The following is a 19,673-nucleotide window of genomic DNA, read 5'->3' on the forward strand; positions in this document are numbered from 1 at the left end:
CTTTCCACGAAAGAAGACGCGATGGAAAACCTCGACGTGATGGTGCTTCGCACGCTGCGCGACTGGCGGCGTGCCGGCAAGCGCGCGCTGCTGACCACGGTGGTGCGCACCTGGGGCTCGTCGCCGCGGCCCGTGGGCTCGATCATGGCGCTGGCCGAAGACGGCGCGGTGGTCGGCTCGGTCTCGGGCGGCTGCATCGAGGACGACCTGATCGCGCGCTACAGCCATGCCCACGGCCAGGCCCAGGAGGTGCCGCTGGGCGCGCCGCCCGCGCTGGTGAAGTACGGCATCACGGCCGACGAGGCGCACCGCTTCGGCCTGCCCTGCGGCGGCACGCTCGAGCTGCTGCTCGAGTACGCGCCCGACGCGGGCGCGCTCGACACGCTGGTGTCGCAGCTCGAACAGGGCCGGCTGATGCGGCGCACCGTCGAGCTGGCCACGGGCGTGGTGCGGCTCGAGGAAGCCAAGGCGCCCGACGAACTCACGGTCGACGACACCGAACTGGCCAACACCTTCGGCCCCGAGTACCGCATGCTGCTGATCGGCGCCGGCCAACTCGCCGAGTACCTCGCGACCATGGCCAAGTTCAGCGGCTTCGCGGTCACCCTGTGCGATCCGCGCGCCGAGTACCGCACCGCCTGGTCGCTGCCCGGCGTGCAGATCACCACCGAGATGCCCGACGATGCGGTGCTGGCCTTCCGGCCTGACCGCCGCAGCTGCGTGGTGGCGCTCACGCACGATCCCAAGCTCGACGACCTCGCGCTGCTCGAGGCGCTGCAGAGCGATGCCTTCTACGTGGGCGCCATCGGTTCGCGCCGCAATGCCGACGCGCGGCGCGACCGCATGATCGAGCACTTCGACCAGACCGCCGAATCGCTGGCGCGGCTGCGCGGGCCGATCGGCATCTACATCGGCAGCAAGACGCCGCCCGAGATCGCGGTCAGCGTGATGGCGGAGATCCTCGCGGTGAAGAACGCCGTGCCGCTGCCGCGCGAGATGGAAGTGGCGCGCGCCAAGGAACGGCTGCTGCCGGCCTGAGCCGCAGGGGTCTACTCGACCCCGAGCAGGTCGTAGATGCGCCGCACGTAGAGGCCGAACTCGGCGCTGGTCTTGATGTGCAGCGTGCGCGGCGCGGGCAGCTCGATCGGAAAGAAGTCGGCCATGCGCGCCGGCCCCGCCGTGAGCACCGCGCAGTGCGAGCCGAGGAACACCGCCTCCTGGATGCTGTGCGTGACCACCACGAAGGTGGTGCGGCTGCGCTCCCAGATCCGCAGCATCTCGAGGTTCATCTTCTCGCGCGTGAGCGCGTCGAGCGCGCCGAAGGGCTCGTCCATCAGCACCAGCTTGGGTTCGTGGATCAGCGCGCGCGCGATCGCGGCGCGCTGCTGCATGCCGCCCGAGAGCTCGTAGGGCCGCTTGTCGGCGAAGCCCGCGAGGCCGACCATCTCGAGCAGTTCGTGCGCGCGCTGCGTCGCGGCCTTGCGGTCGAGGCCCAGGATGTCGGCCGGCAGCAGCACGTTCTCGAGGATGGTGCGCCACTTCAGCAGCAGCGGCTGCTGGAACACCATGCCCACGTCGCGGCCCGGCTCGAAGGCCTGGCCGCCGCCGATCTCGAGCGTGCCGCCGTCGTGGCCGTGCAGCCCGGCGAGGATCTTCAGCAGCGTCGACTTGCCGCAGCCCGAGGGGCCGACCAGCGACACCATGTCGCCCGCGTGGATGTCCATGGTGACGTCGGAGACCGCGAGGAACTCCTGGTCGCGGCGGCGGTAGACCTTGCGCAGGCCGCGCATGCGGATCAGCGGCACTTCGACCTCGGCGCGGACAGCGGTCGCGGTCATGCCAGCCACCGTGCGAGGTTGTCGCGCACGAAGGCGTCGTCGGCGAGGTCGCCGTGCGCGGCGTACACGCGGTCGATCTCCACCGACTGGCCCGCGCCCAGCCCTTCGGCCGGGTCGAGGCACCAGATGCCCTCGAGCAGCCCCTGGCGCCGCAGCACCTCGTGGCAGCCCGCGATGCAGCCGTGGAAATTGTTCGCCACGTCGAAGAAGGCGGCGTTGCAGTCGGTCACGCGCGCATCGAGCGCGAGCAGCTCGGGGCTCAGCGTGCCGTGGCCGGCCGCCAGCTCGGCCTGGATGCGCGCGAGCAGTCGCACCGCGCCCGCGGTCCACACCGACCAGTGGCCCAGCAGCCCGCCGCGAAAACGCACCTGCACCGGCGCGCCGTCGCGCATGGCCGCGAAGGGCAGGGCGAGGTCGAGCACGATGTGGTCGTCGTTGCCGGTGTAGAGGAACACGCGCTCCTCGGCGCGCGCCTCGATCACGCCGCGCACCACGTCGATGGTGCGATAGCGGTTGAAGGGCGCGACCTTGATCGCGAGCACGTTCGGGATCGATGCGAAGCGGCGCCAGAAGTCGCTCGACAGCACCGGGCCGCCGACCACGGTCTGCAGGTAGAAGCCGATCAGCGGGATCTCTTGCGCGACCGCCTCGCAGTGGGCGATCAGCGCGTCTTCCGAGGCGCCGGCCAGCGCGGCCAGGCTCAGGAGGCCCGCGTGGTAGCCGAGCGAGACGGCGGTGCGTGCCTCGGCGCTCGCCTGCGCGGTGGGGCCGCAGAGGCCGGCGATCATCGCCATCGGCCGGTCGCTCCAGGCCAGGCGGTCGGCCATCGCGGCCTCGAGCACCTCGGCATAGAGGCCGCGCTCGCGGATCGCGAACTGCGTGGTGTGCACGCCGACCGCGAGCCCGCCCGCGCCGGCATCGACGTAGTAGCGCGTGAGCGCGCGCTGGCGCCGGCGGTCGAAGCGGCGCTCGGCATCGAGCGCGAGCGGATGGGCCGGGATCACGGTGCCCTTGGCGAGCAGCGCGAGCACGTCGGCGGGCAGGTCGGAGCGGTTCAATGGCATGTGCGAAGTCCTCAGCCGAACTCGGGGCCGGCAATGGCGTGAATGAACGAGGGATGACCAGCCGGCGCCGCCACGCCCGCGGGCGGCAGCGCCATGCGCGCGAAGCCGCGCTGGGGTTCGAAGCCGGCCGCGCGCAGCGCCTGCGCGAGTTGCGCGCGGCCGTCGGGCACGTCGATCAGCACCGGGCCGGCGATACCGGCGAGCGCGCGCGGCAGCAGCGCGCGGGCATGGGCCTCGTCGGCCGCGAGCAGCGGGCCGACGTGATGGGCGACGCGGCCCTCGCGCACGACGGCGAAGGCCAGGCCATCGCGCACGCAGCGGCTGCCCGGGCGCGCGAGCAGGTCGGCGAGCACCTGGGGGCGGGCGAGGCCCAGGGCCTCGGTGTCGAGCGCGGCGAGCGCGGCAAGCGGTGCGGCATCGGGCCGGTCGACCGGTGCCGGATCGGCCGCCTGCGCGAGCGCCTCGCGGCGCCAGCGCGTGAGCCGCCACAGCGGTGCAAAACCGAAGCTCGCATAGAGCGGCTCGCCCTGCGGCGTGGCATCGAGCATCGCGACGCGGCCCTGCGCGCGCACGCGCTCGAGGCAGTGCGCGAACACGGCGCGGCCCAGGCCCTGCCCGCGCGCGGCGGGGGCCACGAGGATCATGCTGATCCAGGCGGCGCCGGGCTGGTTGCGTGGTGCGTCGGCTGCGCGCTCCAGCGGCAGCACAGCGCCGCTCGCGACGATCGTTCCTTCAGCGTCGCGTATCGCATGCACGCTGCCGAGCCGCTCGAACAGCCGCCAGTCCGCCGCGAGCTGGTTCCAGCCGCTGGCCGCGACCAGCGCGTCCAGCTGCGGCAGGTCGCGCGGCGAGAGCGCGTCCAGCGTTTCGACGAGGGCGGTGGCGGACACGGTGTCTTCCTTCAGTACTTGCCGTCGCGCGATTCGAACTTGGTCGGCTTGCCGTACTGGCGCTGCTCGCGCGCGATCCAGTCGGCGACCCAGCCCACGAGCTGCGACAACGGCACGCGCGGATAGCCGAACAGCCGCTCGGCCTCGCCGGTGTTCATGAGCCAGGCGGTGGGCGCCTCGCTGCCCGCGATCTGCACCGGCTTGCCGAAGCGGCGGCCGAACTCCTCGGCCAGCCAGCGGATCGAGGTGGTCTCGGGGCCGCTCACGTTGAGCGGCGAGGTCGGCACCGTCGCGGCCGCGAGGCAGCGCAGCGCCTGCGCGTTGGCATCGCCCTGCCAGATCACGTTGACGTGGCCCATGGTCACGTCCACCGGCTCGCCGCGCCAGACCTTGCCGGCCACGTCGGCCAGCACGCCGTAGCGCAGGTCGATGGCGTAGCTCAGGCGGAACAGCCGGCCCGGCGTGCCGTGGCGCTGCGAGAAGTACTCGAACATGCGCTCGCGGCCCACGCAGGAGTTGGCGTATTCGCCGGGCGGATTGGGCGCCTCGCTCTCGTGCGCGCCCTGGCCGATCACCGGCACGAAGGGATAGACGCAGGCGGTGGAGAAGGCCACGATGCGCGAGCCGCTGAAGTGTTGCGCCACCAGCGCCGGCACGTGCGCGTTCATGGCCCAGGTCAACGGGTTGTCGGCATCGGCGCCGAACTTGCGCCCGGCCATGAAGATCACGTTGGGCGTGCGCGGCAGCTGCGCGATCGCCTCGGCGTCGAGCAGGTCGCAGGCCAGGGTCTCGATGCCGTGCGCCTCGAGCGCCTCGCGCACGCCGGCCTCGCTGAAGCGCGCCACCGCGATCACGCGCCGGCCCGGCATCGCGTTCTTCGCCAGCCGCGCGAGCGTCGGGCCCATCTTGCCGCCGACGCCGAGCACCATCAGGTCGCCGTCGATGCGCGCCATGTCGCGCAGCAGGTCGCGCGAGGGCGTGGCGAGGTAGTCCTCGAGCGCGGCCTCGGTGTCGAAGCGTTCGGGGAAGGGGAGGTCGTCGAGCACGGGCGTGGTGGTGTTCATTGGATTCGGGCGTCCTGGGTGATGAAGAGGCGCTCCAGCAGCAGCACCAGCAGGTAGAGCAGCACGCCCAGGCCGGTGATGAGGAGCACGGCCATGAAGACCGCGGGGGTGTCGAGCGAGGCCTGCACCTGGATCATCAGGTAGCCCAGGCCGCGCTCCGACGCGATGAATTCGCCCACCACGGCACCCGCGACCGCGAGGATGGTGGCGACCTTCATGCCCGAGAACACGTAGGGCAGCGAGCCCGGCAGCTGGATGTAGCGGAACAGCTGCCAGCGCGAGCCCTTGAGCGCGCGCACGAGGTCGAGCAGTTCGGGCTCGGTCTCGTTGAGGCCGCGGATCGTGGTCAGCAGGATCGGGAAGAAGCACAGGCTGAAGGTGATCAGGATGTTCGGCCCGATGCCGTAGCTGAACCACACGATCACCAGCGGGCCCATCGCCACCTTCGGGATCATGTTGAGCGTGACCAGCAGCGGGAAGGCCACCAGCATCAGCCGCCGGCTGGTGACGAACAGCAGCGCGCAGAGGATGCCGAGCACCAGGCCCAGCACGTAGCCGCCGAACACCTCGAGTGCGGTGACGCCGGTGTTCATGAGCCAGGCGTGCTGCGGATTGGCCAGCGTGGCGAGCACCTTCGAGGGCGCCGGCAGCACGAAGGGCTGGATCTGGAAGGCGCGCACCGCGAACTCCCACAGCAGCACGGCGGCGACGTGCACCGCGACCACCACGGCCCAGCGCTGCCAGGCGGGGCGTTCGCCGGGCAGCGGCGCGGAGCTTGCGGTGGGCGGGGAGGCGCCGTCGGATGCCGTCATCTCAATTCCTGTGGAAGGAAACAATGCGGCGGATCATAGGGAGGCTGGCCGATCGAGTCAACCAACCAGTTGATAAAAAGCGGCGCGAGGGCCGCGGGCGCTCAGGGCCGCAGCGCGTTGAGCGCGAACTCGATCACGTGGCGCCGGCGCTTGAGCAGCGCGCCGCGCGCGTCGAGCGGCGTGCCGAAGATGGCCGACAGCGTGTGGTTGTTCGAGAAGAAGAAGTAGGAGATGCCGGCGATCGAGATGTAGAGGTTGATCGCGTCGAAGTCGGCGCGGAACACGCCCGCGGCCACGCCGCGCTCGAGCGTGGCCTCGAGCATCTCGATGAAGGGCGAGTGCATCTTCTGCAGCCGCTCCGACTCGTGCAGGTGCTCGCCGCGGTTGCGGTTCTCGTCGGCCAGCATGGCGATGAACTCGGGATGCTCGGCCAGGTAGTCGAAGGAGAAGGCCACCAGCTGCGCCATCGCCTCGCGCGGCTCGAGCGCGCCGAGCTCGAGCTTCTGCTCCTTCTCGCGGATCTCGGCATAGACCGATTCGAGCGCCACCAGGTACAGCCCCTGCTTGCTCTCGAAGTAGTGGTAGACGAGCTGCTTGTTCACGCCCGCGGCGGCGGCGATCTCGTCGACGCGTGCGCCCGCGAAGCCCTTGGTCGCGAACTCGGCGACCGCGGCGGCGATCAGCGCCTGCTTGGCGGCGACGGGGTCGCGCTCGCGGCGCGTGGCGACAGGAGCCGCGGGGGTGGCGGCGGGTGCGGCGGCGGACTTGCGGGAGGTGGCGGAAGGCATGGTCGGATTCTGTCTCCAGGGCGGGAAGGCTTCGATTGCCTGTCAACCAAACAGTTGGTAATATGAATTTCAGGATCTGTTTGTACCTTCTTTTGGAGTGAGCTGCATGAAAAAGCTGTTGTCGGTGGCTGGCGCCGCCGCCGTTCTCGCGCTGCAGGGGCCCGCGGCATTCGCCGCCGATTCCATGAGCCTGATGCTCAACTGGACGCCCACGGCGGACCATGCGCCGCTCTACTACGCCAAGTCCAAGGGCTGGTATTCGGAGGCCGGCATCGACCTCAACATCGAGGCCGGCAAGGGCTCGGCCGTGTCGGCGCAGCGCGTGGGCACGGGCGGCAGCGAGCTCGGCATCTCCGACCTGCCGACCACCATCCAGGCCCGCGGCAAGGGCGCCGACGTGAAGGCGCTGATGGTGATCTACGCCAACAGCCCGCAGGGCTTCTACTGGCTCAAGTCCTCGGGCATCCAGGGGCCGAAGGACTTCGCGGGCCGCAAGATCGGCAACCCGCCGGGCGACGCCGCGCGCCTGATGTGGCCGGCCTTCGCGAAGAAGACCGGGCTCGACCCGGCCAGCGTGAGCTTCGTCAACGTGAGCCCGCAGGCCAAGGTGGCGGCGCTCAAGAGCAAATCGGTCGACATCATCAGCGACTTCTACAACGAGCACGACCTCAAGGTGCGCGAGTTCGGCGACGACCTCGGCTTCCAGCCCTGGCGCACGGCGGGCGTGAACGTCTACGGCAACTCGCTGATCGTCAACGGCGCCTACCTCGCGAAGAAGCCCGAGCAGGTGAAGAAGTTCGTCGCCGTCACGCAGCGTGCCTACGCAGCCTGCGTGAAGGACTTCGCGCCCTGCCTGCAGGCGCTGACCGCGAGCGTGAGCGGCCTGTCGCCCGACAACCAGCGCGACCAGTGGGAACGCATCAAGCAGCTGATGCGCGACGACACCACCACCAAGGTGGCGCTCGGCGCCTTCGACGGCGCGCGCGTGAAGGCCGACTACGAGCTGGTCTCGTCGCTGATCGGCATCGAGAAGCCCTACGACCCCGCGCTGCTGTTCAGCAACGACTTCCTCGACAGGAACGTGCGCATGGCGCCCTGAGCGCCTGGCACGCCGCGGGCCTTCAGCCCTTGTAGGGCGGGATCGGCCCCTGGTCCGAGGGCGCGGGCGGCGGCACGTCGCCGTGCTTCTGCCGCTCGCGGAACAGCGCGGCGCGCATCAGGAAGATGGTGGTGACGGGCGTGGTGAGCGCCACGAACAGCGCGATCAGGGTCGCGTGCAGGAACAGGCTGTGGCTCTGCACCGAGAAGTAGACGATGGTCGCGACCATCATCGACCACACGCCGCCGGTGGCGCCCAGGGTAGGCGCGTGGATGCGGCGGAAGAAGCTCGGCAGCCGCACCAGGCCGAAAGAGCCGATGGCCGCGAAGGCCGCGCCCAGCACGGCGAACACGCCGGTGACGACCTCGGCCCACAGCGGCAGCGGCCCCACGATGAAATCGCTCATTCGATGACCTCCCCGCGCAGCAGGAACTTGGCCATCGCCGTCGAGCTGACGAAGCCGAACAGCGCGATCAGCATCGCGGCGCCGAAGTACACGTCGCTCGCGTAGACGATGCCCAGCACCAGCATCATCAGCATGCCGTTGATGTAGAGGCAGTCGAGCGCCATCACGCGATCCTGCGCGGTGGGGCCGATCAGCAGGCGCGCGACGGCGCACAGCATCGCCACCGCGAGCAGGAACAGCGCGAACTTGAGCGACCAGAAGAGGATGGGCGTCATGATTCGAAGATCTCCATCAGCGGACGTTCGTAGCGGCTCTTGATCTGCGCGATGAAGGCCGCCTCGTCGTCGAGGTCGAAGACGTGGATCAGCAGGGTGCTGCGGTCGAAGGCCACCTCGCCCCAGGCGGTGCCGGGCGTGAGGCACATGATCATCGCGAGCACCGCGAGGCCGTTGGGGTCGCGCAAATCGAGCGGTATGCGCAGGAAGTTCGAATGGATCCGGTCGCTGCGGCGCGTGAGCAGCGCGCGCGCCACCGCGAACACCGACAGCGACATGTCGTAGAGCACGACGGCCGACAGCCGCAGCGCCACGCCGGGCCGGCGCATGCGCACGGTGGCGGGCCGCAGGCCCTTGGTCAGCAGCGGCACGGCGACCGCCAGCAGCAGGCCCGACACCAGCGTGCTGGCCTCGAGCGACTGGTTGAGCAGCAGCCAGACGACGAACAGCGCGACCGACAGCGGCGGGGAGGGGATCAGGCGCTTCATGGCGTGCCGGCCTTCGTATCGCCCTTGGGCGCCGGGTTCGGCACCTGCCGCGCGCCCATCACCGCTTCGCGGTAGGCGCTCGGCGTGCGCAGGCCCTCGGCGGTGGCCATCGCGTGGCGCAGCACCGGCTCGGACCAGACGGTGAGCGCGATGCAGGCCGCGATCAGCCCGGCCACCGGCAGCACCTCGAGCGCGGGCAGCGAGGGCAGGTTGGCATGCGGCTGGGTCCAGAAATGGCGGATGCCGGTGCGGGTCAGCGCGATCAGCGCGAGGAAGCCCGAGGCGATCAGCAGCACGAGGAAGGTCCAGTCGGCGGCGGTGAGGGCGGCGCTCGAGCCCATCAGCCCCGAGAGCATCGCGAACTTGCCGACGAAGCCCGACAGCGGCGGCAGGCCCGTGAGCAGCAGCGTGCAGATCATGAAGCTCAGGCCCAGGAAGGCCACGCCGGCCGGAATGGCGCGGCCGTAGAGCGCCTGCGCGTCGTCGTCGAGGTTCACGTCGCTCAGCGCGCTCAGGTCCTCGGCCAGGAAGGGGGCGGTGCCGGCGGCCTCGTGCGGCGCCACGCTCATGCCGGCGTTGCGCCAGCGCTCGATCATGTCGATCAGCAGGAAGAAGGCGGCCACCGCGAGGGTGGAGCTCAGCATGTAGAACAGCGCGCCGGCCCAGACATCGGGCTGGCCCAGCCCGACGGCGGTGAGCAGCGTGCCGGCCGAGATCAGCACGCTGAAGCCCGCGAGGTTCGACAGCCGCTGCGTGCCGACGATGCCGATGGCCGCGACGAACAGCGTGGCGATGCCGGCGCCGATCAGCACCACCTGGCCGAACTCGGCCGAGGCACCGGTGTCGGGCGCGAACAGCACGGTCCACAGCCTCAGCACGGTGTAGACGCCGAGCTTGGTGAGCAGCGCGAACACCGCGCCCACCGGCGACACGGCCGCGCTGTAGGCCGGTACCAGCCAGAAGTTGAGCGGCCAGGCCCCGGCCTTGGCGAAGAAGGCGGTGAACAGGATGGCCGCGGCCGCGTGCACCAGGCCGCGGTCGCCGGGCGCGAGCTGGGCGATGCGCAGCCCCAGGTCGGCCATGTTGAGCGTGCCGGTGGCGCCGTACAGCATGGCCGCGCCGATCAGGAACAGCGAGGAAGCCGCGAGGTTGATCGCGATGTAGTGCAGCCCGGCCTGCACCCGCAGCCGGCCCGAGCCGTGCAGCAGCAGGCCGTAGGAGGCGGCCAGCATGACCTCGAAGAACACGAACAGGTTGAACAGGTCGCCGGTGAGGAAGGCGCCGTTCAGGCCCATGAGCTGCAGCTGCAGCAGCGGATGGAAGTGCACGCCCGCGCGGTCCCAGCGCGAGGTGGAGTAGATCGAGGCGGCGAAGGCGATCACGCCGGTCAGCGCCACCATCATGGTCGAGAGCCGGTCGGCCACCAGCACGATGCCGAAGGGCGCGCGCCAGTTGCCCGGCAGGTAGACGCCGATCGAGCCCGGGCCGCCGCCGGTGTCGGCCGCGTTGACCCAGCGCAGCAGCGCGAGCGCGGCCATGAGGCCCACCAGGCCCGAGACCACGCTGAGGAAGGACTTGGTACGGCGGCGCTGCTCGCCCAGCAGCAGCATCAAGGCGGCCGTGAGCATCGGCACCAGGATCGGCACCGCCACCAGGTGCGGCATGCTGATGTCGAGCAAGCGGTCGAGCAGGCTGAAGAGCTCGGTCATTCGCGCGCCTCCTCCTGTTCCTGGCGTTCCTCGCCGTCCACGTGGTCGGTGCCGGTCAGGCCGCGCGAGGCCAGCAGCACCACCAGGAACAGCGCGGTCATCGCGAAGCCGATCACGATCGCGGTGAGCACCAGCGCCTGCGGCATCGGGTCGGCGGTGTTGGCCAGGGTGGCCGCGAAGCCGGGGATCAGCACCGGCTCGCTGTCGACCTTGAGCCGGCCCATGCTGAAGATGAAGAGATTGACCGCGTACGAGATGAGCGTGAGGCCCATGATCACCTGGAAGGTGCGCGGACGCAGCAGCAGGTAGACACCCGAGCCGGTCAGCACGCCGATCGCGAGGGCGAGCACGATTTCCATCAGCGCGCTCCCTCCGGCGTGGCGCCGGCCGCCAGCGCATCCGCTTCGGCCTGCGCCTCCTTCTCGGCCTGCTCGTCGGCCCAGCGATGGCTGCGCACCGACTGGTGCGCGAGCGCGGTGAGGATCAGCATGGTGGCACCGAGCACCAGCGCGAACACGCCGATGTCGAAGAAGAGAGCACTGGGCACGTGGATGTCGCCGAGCACCGGCAGGTGCAGGTGGGCGGTGTGCGTGGTCAGGAAGGGGTAGCCGAAGAAGACAGCGCCGCCGCCGGTGCCCAGCGCGAACAGCAGGCCGATCGCGATCCAGCGGCGCGGGTAGATGCGCAGGTGCTCCTCCACCCACTCGGTGCCCGAGACGATGAACTGCAGCACCAGCGCCACCGACATCACCAGCCCCGCGACGAAGCCGCCACCGGGCGCGTTGTGGCCGCGCATGAAGAGATAGACCGCCACCAGCACCGACAGCGGCAGCAGCAGGCGCACCAGCACCGCGGGCACCATCAGGTAGCCGACGGCGGTGTCCTTGGCGCGGCGCGGGTTCAGCAGGTCGCTGCTGCCGTCGTCGGCCTGGGCGCGCTGCTGCGGCGGCAGCGCCATCGATTCGACCGCGGGCCGGAAGCGGCGCAGCAGCGCATAGACGGTGAGCGCCACCACGCCGAGCACGGTGATCTCGCCGAAGGTGTCGAAGCCGCGGAAGTCGACCAGCATCACGTTGACCACGTTGGTGCCGCCGCCCTCGCTGAGCGCGCGCTCGAGGAAGAAGGGCGAGATGCTCTGCGGGAAGGTGCGCGTCATCATGGCCCAGGCCAGCGCCGCCATGCCGCATCCCGCGACCGTGGCCACCAGCAGGTCGCGGCCGCGCCGGCCCCAGGGGCGCAGGCGCGCGCTCGCGGTCTGCACCGCGTCCTTGCTGCGCATCGGCAGCCAGCGCAGGCCCAGCAGGATCAGCACGGTGGTCACGGCCTCGACCACCAGCTGCGTGAGCGCGAGGTCGGGCGCCGAGAACCAGATGTAGGTGACGCACGAGACCAGGCCCGCGCCCGCGGCCAGCATCAGCGCCGCGAGCCGGTGGAACTTGGCCTGCCAGGCGGCGGCCAGCGCGCAGACGCCGCCGATCAGCCAGGTCATGGCGAACATCGTCGAGAAGGGCAGCAGTTCGCGCGTGCCGGCGGCCGCGGGCGTCTGCTCGAGCGCCGCGAAGGCGCCGGCCACGGCCACCACCACGAGCAGCAGCAGCTGGGTCTGCATGCGGCGCGTGCCGAACAGGCGGCGGCTGCGGCGGCCGGCCTCGCTCAGCAGCGCGATCAGGTGCTCGAAGATCACCTGGCCGTCGAAGCGGTGCAGGAGCGGCGTGTTCTCGAGGCCGCCGGCCGCGCGCTGGCGGCGCTGCAGCAGGTAGAGCCCGGCGCCGCCCGCCAGGGCGACGAAGCTCATCAGGAGCGGCAGGTTGAAGCCGTGCCACACGGCCAGGCTGTACTCGGGCAGGATGCCGCCGACCACGGGCGCGGCCGCGGTGGCCAGCATCGGGCCGACCGACCAGGCCGGCGCCACGCCCACCACCAGGCAGATCAGCACCAGCAGCTCGACCGGCACGCGCATCCAGTGCGGCGGCTCGTGCGGCGGCTTGGGCACCTCGTTGCCGCAGGGCGCGCCGAAGAACACGTCGAACACGAAGCGCGCCGAATAGGCCACGCTGAAGATGCCGGCCAGCGTGGCGATCAGCGGCAGGCTGAAGTCGACCCAGGGCGTGGACTGGATGAACACCGTCTCGGCGAAGAACATCTCCTTCGAGAGGAAGCCGTTGAGCAGCGGTACGCCGGCCATCGAGGCGCTGGCGATGATGGCCAGCGTGCCCGTGATCGGCATCAGCTTCATCAGGCCGCTGAGCTTGCGGATGTCGCGCGTGCCGGTCTCGTGGTCGATGATGCCGGCGGCCATGAACAGCGAGGCCTTGAAGGTCGCGTGGTTCATGACGTGGAACACCGCCGCCACCGCCGCGAGCGGGCTGTTGAGGCCCAGCAGCAGGGTGATGAGGCCGAGGTGCGAGATGGTCGAGTAGGCCAGCAGTGCCTTGAGGTCGCGCTGGAACATCGCGATGAAGCCGCCGAGCAGCAGCGTGATCGCGCCCGCGCCGCCCACCAGCCAGAACCACTGCTCGGTGCCCGAGAGCACGGGCCACAGCCGTGCCATCAGGAACACGCCGAGCTTCACCATGGTGGCCGAGTGCAGGTAGGCCGACACCGGCGTGGGCGCGGCCATGGCGCGCGGCAGCCAGAAGTGGAACGGGAACTGCGCGCTCTTGGTGAAGGCGCCCAGCAAGATCAGCACCAGCGCCACCGGGTACAGCGCGTGGGCGCGGATCGCGTCGCCCGAGGCCAGCACCACGTCGAGCTCGTAGCTGCCGACGATGCGGCCCAGCACCAGCACGCCGGCCAGCAGGCACAGCCCGCCCGCGCCGGTGACCGTGAGCGCCATGCGCGCGCCGCGCCGGGCATCGCGCCGGTGGTGCCAGTAGCCGATCAGCAGGAAGGAGAACAGGCTGGTGAGCTCCCAGAACAGCACCATCTGGATCAGGTTGCCCGAGAGCACCACGCCCATCATCGCGCCCATGAACGCGAGGAAGAACGAGAAGAAGCGCGGCACCGGGTCGGAGGCCGACATGTAGTAGCGCGCATAGAGCACCACCAGCGAGCCGATGCCCAGCACCAGCATGCAGAACAGCCAGGCGAAGCCGTCCATGCGGAACACCAGGTTCAGGCCCAGCGCGGGCAGCCATTCGATCTCGTGGCGCAGCACGTTGCCGTTGGCAAGCCGGGGGAAGAGCCAGGCCGTCTGCACCGCGCAGCCCAGCGCGACCAGCCCCGCGAGCGTGGACTCCCGGTTGCGCGCGTTCGACGGCATCAAGGCCGCCAGCACGCTGGCAAGGAACGGGAGTGCGACGAGCAGGACGAGGGGCATTGCGGTCGATTCTATCGGCCGCCTCTATCGGCGCCGGTATCTATAACCGCAGGACATAAGGCGGTTTTTTCGTGGCCGATCAGGCCGACAAGACCTGCACGGTGCGGATGCCCAGCCAGGTCAGGCACAGCGATCCGCCCAGGTGGGCGGCGGCCGTGACAAGGGCCACGCCGAGCCGGCCTTCGAGCAGCATGGTCGTGACTTCGGCCGAGAAGCTCGAGAAGGTGGTGAGGCCGCCGAGGAAGCCGGTCACCAGCGCGAGCCGCCAGACCGGATCGAGGTTGGGCAGCAGCTGGAAGGTGGCGACGGCCAGACCGACCAGGTAGCCGCCGATCAGGTTGGCGGCCAGCGTGCCCCAGGGCATGAGGCCGCCGACACCGAGCCAGAGCGCGAGACCCCAGCGGGACAGGGCGCCGATGGAGGCGCCGACGCAGATCGCGAGAATCGGAACGAGCATGCGGCGATTGTCGGCCCGGGGCGTGAAAGCTTCAGGGCGCCATCTGCTGCGGCAGCCAGGTCACGAGCTGCGGCACGAAGTAGACGAGCAGCACCGCGGCCACCATCAGGAAGAACATCGGCAGCGTCACGCGCGCGATGTACAGCAGGTCCTTGCCGGTCATGCCCTGCAGCACGAACAGGTTGAAGCCCACCGGTGGCGTGATCTGCGCCATCTCGACCACCAGCACGATGAAGATGCCGAACCAGATCGGGTCGATGCCCGCCGAGATCACCGTGGGCATGATCACGCCCATGGTCAGCACCACCATCGAGATGCCGTCGAGGAAGCAGCCCAGCACGATGTAGAACAGCGCGAGCATCACCACCAGCTGGAACTTCGACAGGCCCAGCGAGCCGATCCATTCGGCCAGGTGGCGCGGCAGGCCGATGTAGCCCATGGCCAGCGTGAGGAAGGCCGCGCCCGCGAGGATCAGCGCCATCATGCAATAGAGGCGCGTCGCGCCCAGCAGCGCTTCCTTGAAGGTCGTCCAGCTCAGCGCCCCCTGCGAGGCCGAGATGATCAGCGCGCCCACCACGCCCACGGCCGCGGCCTCGGTGGCCGTGGCGATGCCCGCGTAGATCGAACCCAGCACCGCGGCGATCAGCAGCGCCACCGGGATCAGCGACATCGAGGCCTTGAGCTTCTCGACGAAGGGCAGCCTGGCGTCCGCGGGCGGCACGCGCTCGGGATGGCGCAGGGCCCAGAACGCGATGTAGCCCGAGAACAGCAGCGCCAGCAGGATGCTCGGCACGATGCCCGCGATGAACAGCCGCGCGATCGACACGTCGGCGCTGACGCCGTAGACGATCATGATGATCGACGGCGGGATCAGCAGGCCCAGCGTGCCGGCGCCGGCCAGCGTGCCGATCACCATGTCGTCGGGATAGCCGCGGCGCTTGAGCTCGGGCAGGCTCATCTTGCCGATGGTGGCGCAGGTCGCAGCGCTCGAGCCCGAGACGGCCGCGAAGATCGCGCAGCCCACCACGTTGGTGTGCAGCAGCCGGCCCGGCAGGGCCTGCATCCAGGGCGCGAGGCCCTTGAACATGTCCTGCGACAGCCGCGTGCGGAACAGGATCTCGCCCATCCACACGAACAGCGGCAGCGCGGTGAGCGTCCAGCTCGAGGCCGAGCCCCAGATGGTGACCGCCATCGCGTCGCCCGCGGGGCGCGAGGAGAAGACCTGCATCGCGATCCATGCGACGCCCGAGAGCGTGAGGCCGATCCACACGCCGCTGCCCAGGATCAGGAACAGCGAGAGGATCAGGAGGCCGGCGATCGCGATGTCACTCATGGCGCAGCGCCTCCGTTCCGGCCGCCCTGGCCGGGCGGCCCCGCCACTCGATCACGAACTCGTCGATCGCGGCGATCGCGAAGACGACGACGCCGAGTGCCATCGACAGCTGCGGGATCCACAGCGGGGTGGCGTCGTTGCTCGTGGAGATGTCGTGGTAGTCGAACGATTGCCAGGCCAGGCGCACGCTGTACCAGGCGAACAGCAGCGCCAGCAGCGCCGCCGCGCCCATGGCCCAGCGCTCGAGCCAGCGCTGCGCGGCGGGGGGCAGGTTCTGCAGCACCAGCGTCACGCGGATGTGCTCGGCGCGCTTGAGCGTGTGCGCCAGCGCGAGGAAGCCCGCGCCGGCCATCATGTAGCCGGCATAGGCGTCGATGCCGGGAATGTTGAAGTGAAGCTGGCGGCCGATGATGGACAGGAGCACCGCCACCAGCAGGCCCACCATGAAAAGCGCCGCCAGGGCGGCGGCGCTCATGTAGAGAAAGTCGAGCGTCTTGCGCATCGGGTGCCGTCGGGACGCTCGCTCACATCTTCTTGTAGGCGTCGACCACGGCCTGGCCCTCGGGGCCGGCCTTCTCGGTCCATTCCTTGATCATGGTGTCGCCGACCTTCTTCATGTCGGACTTGAGCTGGGCCGAGGGAACGTGCACCGTCATGCCGTTCTTCTTGAGCAGGTCGAGGTACTCGAGGTTCTTCTTCTTCGACAGGTCCCAGCCGCGCTTCTCGGCATCGGCGGCGGCCTTGAGCACGGCGTCCTGCGTGGGCTTGTCGAGCGCGTCGAAGGCCTTCTTGTTCATCAGCACCGCGTTCTTCGGCAGCCAGGCCTGGGTGTCGTAGAAGTTCTTGATGTACTCGTAGGTCTTGGTGTCGTAGCCGGTGGAGCCCGAGGACATGTACGACTCGATCACGCCGGTGGCCATGGCCTGCGAGAGCTCGGCCTGCTGCACGGTGACGGGCTGCGCGCCGACCAGTTCGCCGATGCGCGCGGTGGCGGGACTGTAGGCGCGCCACTTCACGCCCTTGAGGTCGGCTGCCGAGGCGATCTCCTTCTTGACGAAGATGCCCTGCGGCGGCCAGGCCACCGTGTAGAGGAGCTGGATGCCCTGCTCGGCGAGCTTCTTCTCGAGCGCGGGCTTCTGCGCCTGGTAGAGCTTCCAGGCCGCGTCGTAGCTGTCGGCCAGGAAGGGGATGCCGTCGGCACCGAAGAGCTGCCACTCGTTCTGGTAGTTCACCAGCAGGATCTCGCCGAGCTGCGCCTGGCCGCCCTGCACCGCGCGCTTGATCTCGGGCGCCTTGAACAGCGAGGCGTTCGAATGCACCGTGATCTTGAGCTTGCCCGCGCTGCCCTTGTCCACGTCGCTCGCGAACTGCGTGATGTTCTCGGTGTGGAAGTTGCTGGCCGGATAGGCGGTAGGCAGGTCCCACTTGGTCTGGGCGAAGGCCGCGGCGCCGAGGGTGAGGCCCGCGAGGGCAATGCCGAACTTGTGATTCATGAGCGCTCCGGTTCGTTTGAAAGTGAAAACGAAAGCGAGCATACGTGCAAATTCCGGGCCACTTGCTGAGGCCTTTCCCTGTCATGGTGCGCGCCGGCGTTGCGTTCGCGGCATGACTTCGGGATGAAGAAAGCCGCCGCGCGGAGGGCTCCGCGGGCGGCCCTGGCGAGGCCGGCTGCGCGGCCTCGCGAACCCGTCATGGGTCTGCCGATGCGGGTCTCGATCGGCCTCGTTCGTTATTGCTTGGCGGCGCTCTTCACCGCCTTGTCGCTCCTGGCAGCCACGGGTGCCTCGCCGCCCGCGTAGGCCTTGCCGTTGACCGTGAGGCCCTCGGCCGAGAGCCTGGCCGCGGCCTTTTCCTTCACGCCCTTCACGCGCTGCATGAGATCGGCCCAGTCCTTGAACTCGCCCTGCTTGCGCGCGTCGAGGATGCGCTTGGAGAGCGCGGGCCCCACGCCCTTCAGGCCGTCGAGATCGGCTTCGCTGCCCTTGTTGACATCGACCGCCGCGAACGATGCGGCGGCGAACAGCAGGGCGGCCGTGGCCACGATTTGCTTGAACATGTTTGAACTCCCTCGTTGATGCTTTTGATGCGCCGACAAGACGTCGGCTTCGGCTCAACGAGGGCTTCGAACGGGGCGTTGACGGCCGCGTGCGAGCGGCCACCATTGTTCAGCAAGGTGATCGAAGCTGCTCAGAGCTCTTCGACGCGGCGCGGCGGATAGCTGTCCCAGGCCTGGCAGCCGGGGCAGTGCCAGAAGTGCTGGTGCGCCTCGAAGCCGCAGGCCGCGCAGCGGTAGCGCATCAGCGGCCGCGTGGCCTGGTCGAGCGCGCGCTGCACCTGCGGATGGAACTGCTCGTGCTCGAAGCGTTCGCCCGCGAGCCAGCGCGAGGCCGCGACCAGCGAGGGCTGGTGCGCGAGATGCGCGATGTAGCCGTCGCGCGGCACGGGCTGCGCGCCCTCGGCCTCGGGTGCGGTGTCGGCGGGTGCGCCGCCGAGCGCGATCAACGCCTCGAGCACGTCGATCGACGGCGATTCGGCATAGCGCCGCTGCAGCAGCGCGAGCGCCTCGGGCGTGCGCTGCGCCGCCACGGCGGCCTGCTGCAGCGCGGCGGCGTACAGCGGCAGCGCGAGCGGCGCGGTGTCGCTCAGGGCCACGAGGGTGTCGAAGGCGGCGCCGGCCTCGCCGCTGCGCAGTTGCAAGGTCGCGGTGTCGATGGCCGGACGCGGTGCCTGCGGCGCCTGGGCCACGGCCTGCTCGAGCAGGCGGCGCGCGGCAGCGAGGTCGCCCATGCCGACCTGTTCGGCGGCCTGCTCGCACAGGTGGTGCGCGCGGCGCGTGCCGTAGCTGGCCTGGTCGGATTCGTCGAGCTTGCGCGCCACGTCGGCGGCCTGGCTCCATTCGCGCGAGCGTTCGTAGATGGCCAGCAGCGCGAGCCGTGCCTCGTTCTCGTAACGCGTGCCCTCGAGCTTCTGCAGCGCGGCCTCGGCGCGATCGAGCAGGCCGGCGCGCAGGAAGTCCTGCGCCAGCGCGTGCTGGGCGCGCTCGCGGTCGCCGCGGCTCAGGTCGCCGCGGCCGAGCAGGTGCTCGTGCACGCGCACCGCGCGCTGGTACTCGCCGCGGCGGCGGAACAGGTTGCCGAGCGCGAAGTGCAGCTCCTGCGTGTCGGGGTCGTTCTGCACCGCCTCGATGAAAGCGTCGATGGCCTGGTCCTGCTGCTCGTTGAGCAGGAAGTTGAGGCCGCGGAAGTAGGCCTTGGGGGCCTGGCGGTTCTCGAGCTTGAGCTGGCGGATGTCGAAACGGGAAGCCAGCCAGCCCAGGACGAAGGCGACGGGCAGGCTGATCAGCAACCAGCTGGGATCAAAGTCCATGTTGGCGTACGGCGGGAAGGTCGGTGGCGGCGATGGTCGGCGCCGGGGTGGTGGCCGGCACGGCGGCCGTCGCGGTGGGCGTGGGGTTGCCCGCGGTCGTGGCCGGCAGTTGCGCGGCGGCGCTGCGGTGCTTCCACCAGCCCGGCAGCATGCCGAGCGCGCCCACCACGAGGCCGCCCGCGAAGGCGGCCAGCACGACCAGCACCAGCGGCGCGCGCCAGTAGGTGCCGAAGAAGAAATAGACGGTCGCGTCGTGCTGGTTGTTCAGCGCGAAGGCGAAGAGCGTAAAAAAAATGGCTGCCTTGAGCAGCCACAGGAGGTATTTCATGCGCGGTCCCGTTGGCGGGACGATTCTACGGTTGCACCTGCGCCGGATGGTCCGCGCCGATGGGGGCCGGGTTCAGGCCTTCGGCGTCGTCTTGATGCCGAGTTCGGCGCTGCGGGCGTCGACCGCCTCGCGCAGGGCCTTGCCGGGCTTGAAGTGCGGCACGCGCTTCTCTGGAATCTGCACGCTCTCGCCCGAGCGCGGGTTGCGGCCGATGCGCGGCGGACGCCGGTTGACCGAGAAGCTGCCGAAGCCGCGGATCTCGATCCGGTGCCCGCGCACCAGGGCATCGCTCATCGCGTCGAGGATGGTCTTGACGGCGTATTCGGCATCCCGGTGGGTGAGTTGCGCAAAGCGCGCTGCGAGTTCTTCGACGAGGTCAGAGCGGGTCATAGGTCAAAGCAAAAGCAGGGGCGAAAAAAAAGACAGAGAGGCCACCA

The 19,673-nt window shown here is 69.9% G+C and carries 22 protein-coding genes; 2 read left to right on the forward strand and 20 right to left on the reverse strand.

The features are described from left to right. Positions 1-21 precede the first annotated feature (21 nt). The gene (locus tag AC1HIL_RS13320; RefSeq protein ID WP_057589584.1) at positions 22-1,038 is read left to right on the forward strand and encodes an XdhC family protein; all 1,017 of its coding nucleotides are present in this window, start codon (positions 22-24) and stop codon (positions 1,036-1,038) included. 11 nt (positions 1,039-1,049) lie between these two features. Here AC1HIL_RS13320 and AC1HIL_RS13325 read toward each other — a convergent pair whose 3' ends face one another. From AC1HIL_RS13325 to AC1HIL_RS13350, 6 genes are all read right to left on the reverse strand, one after another. Further along, on the reverse strand, positions 1,050-1,838 hold the full coding sequence (locus AC1HIL_RS13325) for an ABC transporter ATP-binding protein (RefSeq protein ID WP_057589585.1): 789 nt from the start codon (positions 1,836-1,838) through the stop codon (positions 1,050-1,052). Continuing rightward, positions 1,835-2,902 (reverse strand): dihydrodipicolinate synthase family protein, encoded by a 1,068-nt coding sequence (locus tag AC1HIL_RS13330; protein WP_479671960.1) that lies wholly within the window; start codon positions 2,900-2,902, stop codon positions 1,835-1,837. The genes AC1HIL_RS13325 and AC1HIL_RS13330 overlap by 4 nt, the downstream gene beginning before the upstream one ends. An 11-nt stretch (positions 2,903-2,913) precedes the next feature. Next, a complete protein-coding gene (locus tag AC1HIL_RS13335) occupies positions 2,914-3,792 on the reverse strand; it encodes a GNAT family N-acetyltransferase (protein ID WP_479671961.1) in 879 nt (292 codons plus the stop codon). An 11-nt stretch (positions 3,793-3,803) separates the two neighbouring features. Then, positions 3,804-4,856, reverse strand: a complete 1,053-nt coding sequence (locus AC1HIL_RS13340; RefSeq protein WP_479671962.1) for an NAD-dependent epimerase/dehydratase family protein — start codon at positions 4,854-4,856, stop codon at positions 3,804-3,806. Then, complete coding sequence (locus AC1HIL_RS13345; RefSeq protein ID WP_082321787.1) at positions 4,853-5,668, reverse strand: ABC transporter permease; 816 nt, start codon at positions 5,666-5,668, stop codon at positions 4,853-4,855. The genes AC1HIL_RS13340 and AC1HIL_RS13345 overlap by 4 nt, the downstream gene beginning before the upstream one ends. 101 nt (positions 5,669-5,769) lie before the next feature. Beyond that, the gene (locus AC1HIL_RS13350) at positions 5,770-6,456 is read right to left on the reverse strand and encodes a TetR family transcriptional regulator (protein WP_296798689.1); all 687 of its coding nucleotides are present in this window, start codon (positions 6,454-6,456) and stop codon (positions 5,770-5,772) included. A gap of 106 nt (positions 6,457-6,562) precedes the next feature. Between AC1HIL_RS13350 and AC1HIL_RS13355 the strand changes: the two genes are divergently transcribed. Next, positions 6,563-7,555, forward strand: a complete 993-nt coding sequence (locus AC1HIL_RS13355; protein WP_479671963.1) for an ABC transporter substrate-binding protein — start codon at positions 6,563-6,565, stop codon at positions 7,553-7,555. 22 nt (positions 7,556-7,577) lie between these two features. On the opposite strand, the gene mnhG is transcribed toward AC1HIL_RS13355, so the two are convergent. From mnhG to AC1HIL_RS13425, 14 genes are all read right to left on the reverse strand, one after another. After that, positions 7,578-7,961, reverse strand: coding sequence for a monovalent cation/H(+) antiporter subunit G (mnhG, locus tag AC1HIL_RS13360; protein ID WP_261207600.1), 384 nt, complete (start codon positions 7,959-7,961; stop codon positions 7,578-7,580). Then, positions 7,958-8,236: a K+/H+ antiporter subunit F gene (locus AC1HIL_RS13365; RefSeq protein WP_057589592.1), complete on the reverse strand. Its 279-nt coding sequence runs from the start codon at positions 8,234-8,236 to the stop codon at positions 7,958-7,960. Before AC1HIL_RS13365 ends, mnhG begins: the two co-directional genes overlap by 4 nt. Continuing rightward, a complete protein-coding gene (locus AC1HIL_RS13370) occupies positions 8,233-8,724 on the reverse strand; it encodes a Na+/H+ antiporter subunit E (protein ID WP_261207567.1) in 492 nt (163 codons plus the stop codon). Before AC1HIL_RS13370 ends, AC1HIL_RS13365 begins: the two co-directional genes overlap by 4 nt. Next, positions 8,721-10,433, reverse strand: a complete 1,713-nt coding sequence (locus AC1HIL_RS13375) for a monovalent cation/H+ antiporter subunit D (RefSeq protein WP_479671964.1) — start codon at positions 10,431-10,433, stop codon at positions 8,721-8,723. Before AC1HIL_RS13375 ends, AC1HIL_RS13370 begins: the two co-directional genes overlap by 4 nt. Then, positions 10,430-10,792 carry a Na+/H+ antiporter subunit C gene (locus AC1HIL_RS13380; RefSeq protein ID WP_057589595.1) on the reverse strand — a complete coding sequence of 121 codons (363 nt, stop codon included), beginning with the start codon at positions 10,790-10,792 and terminating at the stop codon, positions 10,430-10,432. The genes AC1HIL_RS13375 and AC1HIL_RS13380 overlap by 4 nt, the downstream gene beginning before the upstream one ends. Continuing rightward, positions 10,792-13,752: a monovalent cation/H+ antiporter subunit A gene (locus tag AC1HIL_RS13385; protein ID WP_479671965.1), complete on the reverse strand. Its 2,961-nt coding sequence runs from the start codon at positions 13,750-13,752 to the stop codon at positions 10,792-10,794. Before AC1HIL_RS13385 ends, AC1HIL_RS13380 begins: the two co-directional genes overlap by 1 nt. A gap of 79 nt (positions 13,753-13,831) precedes the next feature. Next, positions 13,832-14,209: a fluoride efflux transporter CrcB gene (crcB, locus tag AC1HIL_RS13390; RefSeq protein WP_057589597.1), complete on the reverse strand. Its 378-nt coding sequence runs from the start codon at positions 14,207-14,209 to the stop codon at positions 13,832-13,834. Positions 14,210-14,240: 31 nt separating this feature from the next. Next, the gene (locus tag AC1HIL_RS13395) at positions 14,241-15,542 is read right to left on the reverse strand and encodes a TRAP transporter large permease (RefSeq protein ID WP_479671966.1); all 1,302 of its coding nucleotides are present in this window, start codon (positions 15,540-15,542) and stop codon (positions 14,241-14,243) included. Continuing rightward, entirely contained in the window at positions 15,535-16,044 is a 510-nt protein-coding gene (locus AC1HIL_RS13400; protein WP_057589599.1) for a TRAP transporter small permease, read from the reverse strand. The genes AC1HIL_RS13395 and AC1HIL_RS13400 overlap by 8 nt, the downstream gene beginning before the upstream one ends. A 22-nt stretch (positions 16,045-16,066) precedes the next feature. Further along, entirely contained in the window at positions 16,067-17,035 is a 969-nt protein-coding gene (locus AC1HIL_RS13405) for a TRAP transporter substrate-binding protein (protein ID WP_057589600.1), read from the reverse strand. A 236-nt stretch (positions 17,036-17,271) separates the two neighbouring features. Then, positions 17,272-17,598: a ComEA family DNA-binding protein gene (locus tag AC1HIL_RS13410; RefSeq protein WP_413764126.1), complete on the reverse strand. Its 327-nt coding sequence runs from the start codon at positions 17,596-17,598 to the stop codon at positions 17,272-17,274. Positions 17,599-17,729: 131 nt separating this feature from the next. After that, positions 17,730-18,908 carry a lipopolysaccharide assembly protein LapB gene (gene lapB / locus AC1HIL_RS13415; RefSeq protein WP_261210203.1) on the reverse strand — a complete coding sequence of 393 codons (1,179 nt, stop codon included), beginning with the start codon at positions 18,906-18,908 and terminating at the stop codon, positions 17,730-17,732. Further along, complete coding sequence (locus AC1HIL_RS13420; RefSeq protein ID WP_261210205.1) at positions 18,898-19,236, reverse strand: LapA family protein; 339 nt, start codon at positions 19,234-19,236, stop codon at positions 18,898-18,900. Before AC1HIL_RS13420 ends, lapB begins: the two co-directional genes overlap by 11 nt. A 72-nt stretch (positions 19,237-19,308) precedes the next feature. Beyond that, the gene (locus AC1HIL_RS13425) at positions 19,309-19,626 is read right to left on the reverse strand and encodes an integration host factor subunit beta (protein WP_057589604.1); all 318 of its coding nucleotides are present in this window, start codon (positions 19,624-19,626) and stop codon (positions 19,309-19,311) included. Between the last annotated feature and the right edge of the window lie 47 nt (positions 19,627-19,673).

The organism is Variovorax sp. ISS6 (genome assembly GCF_056523145.1).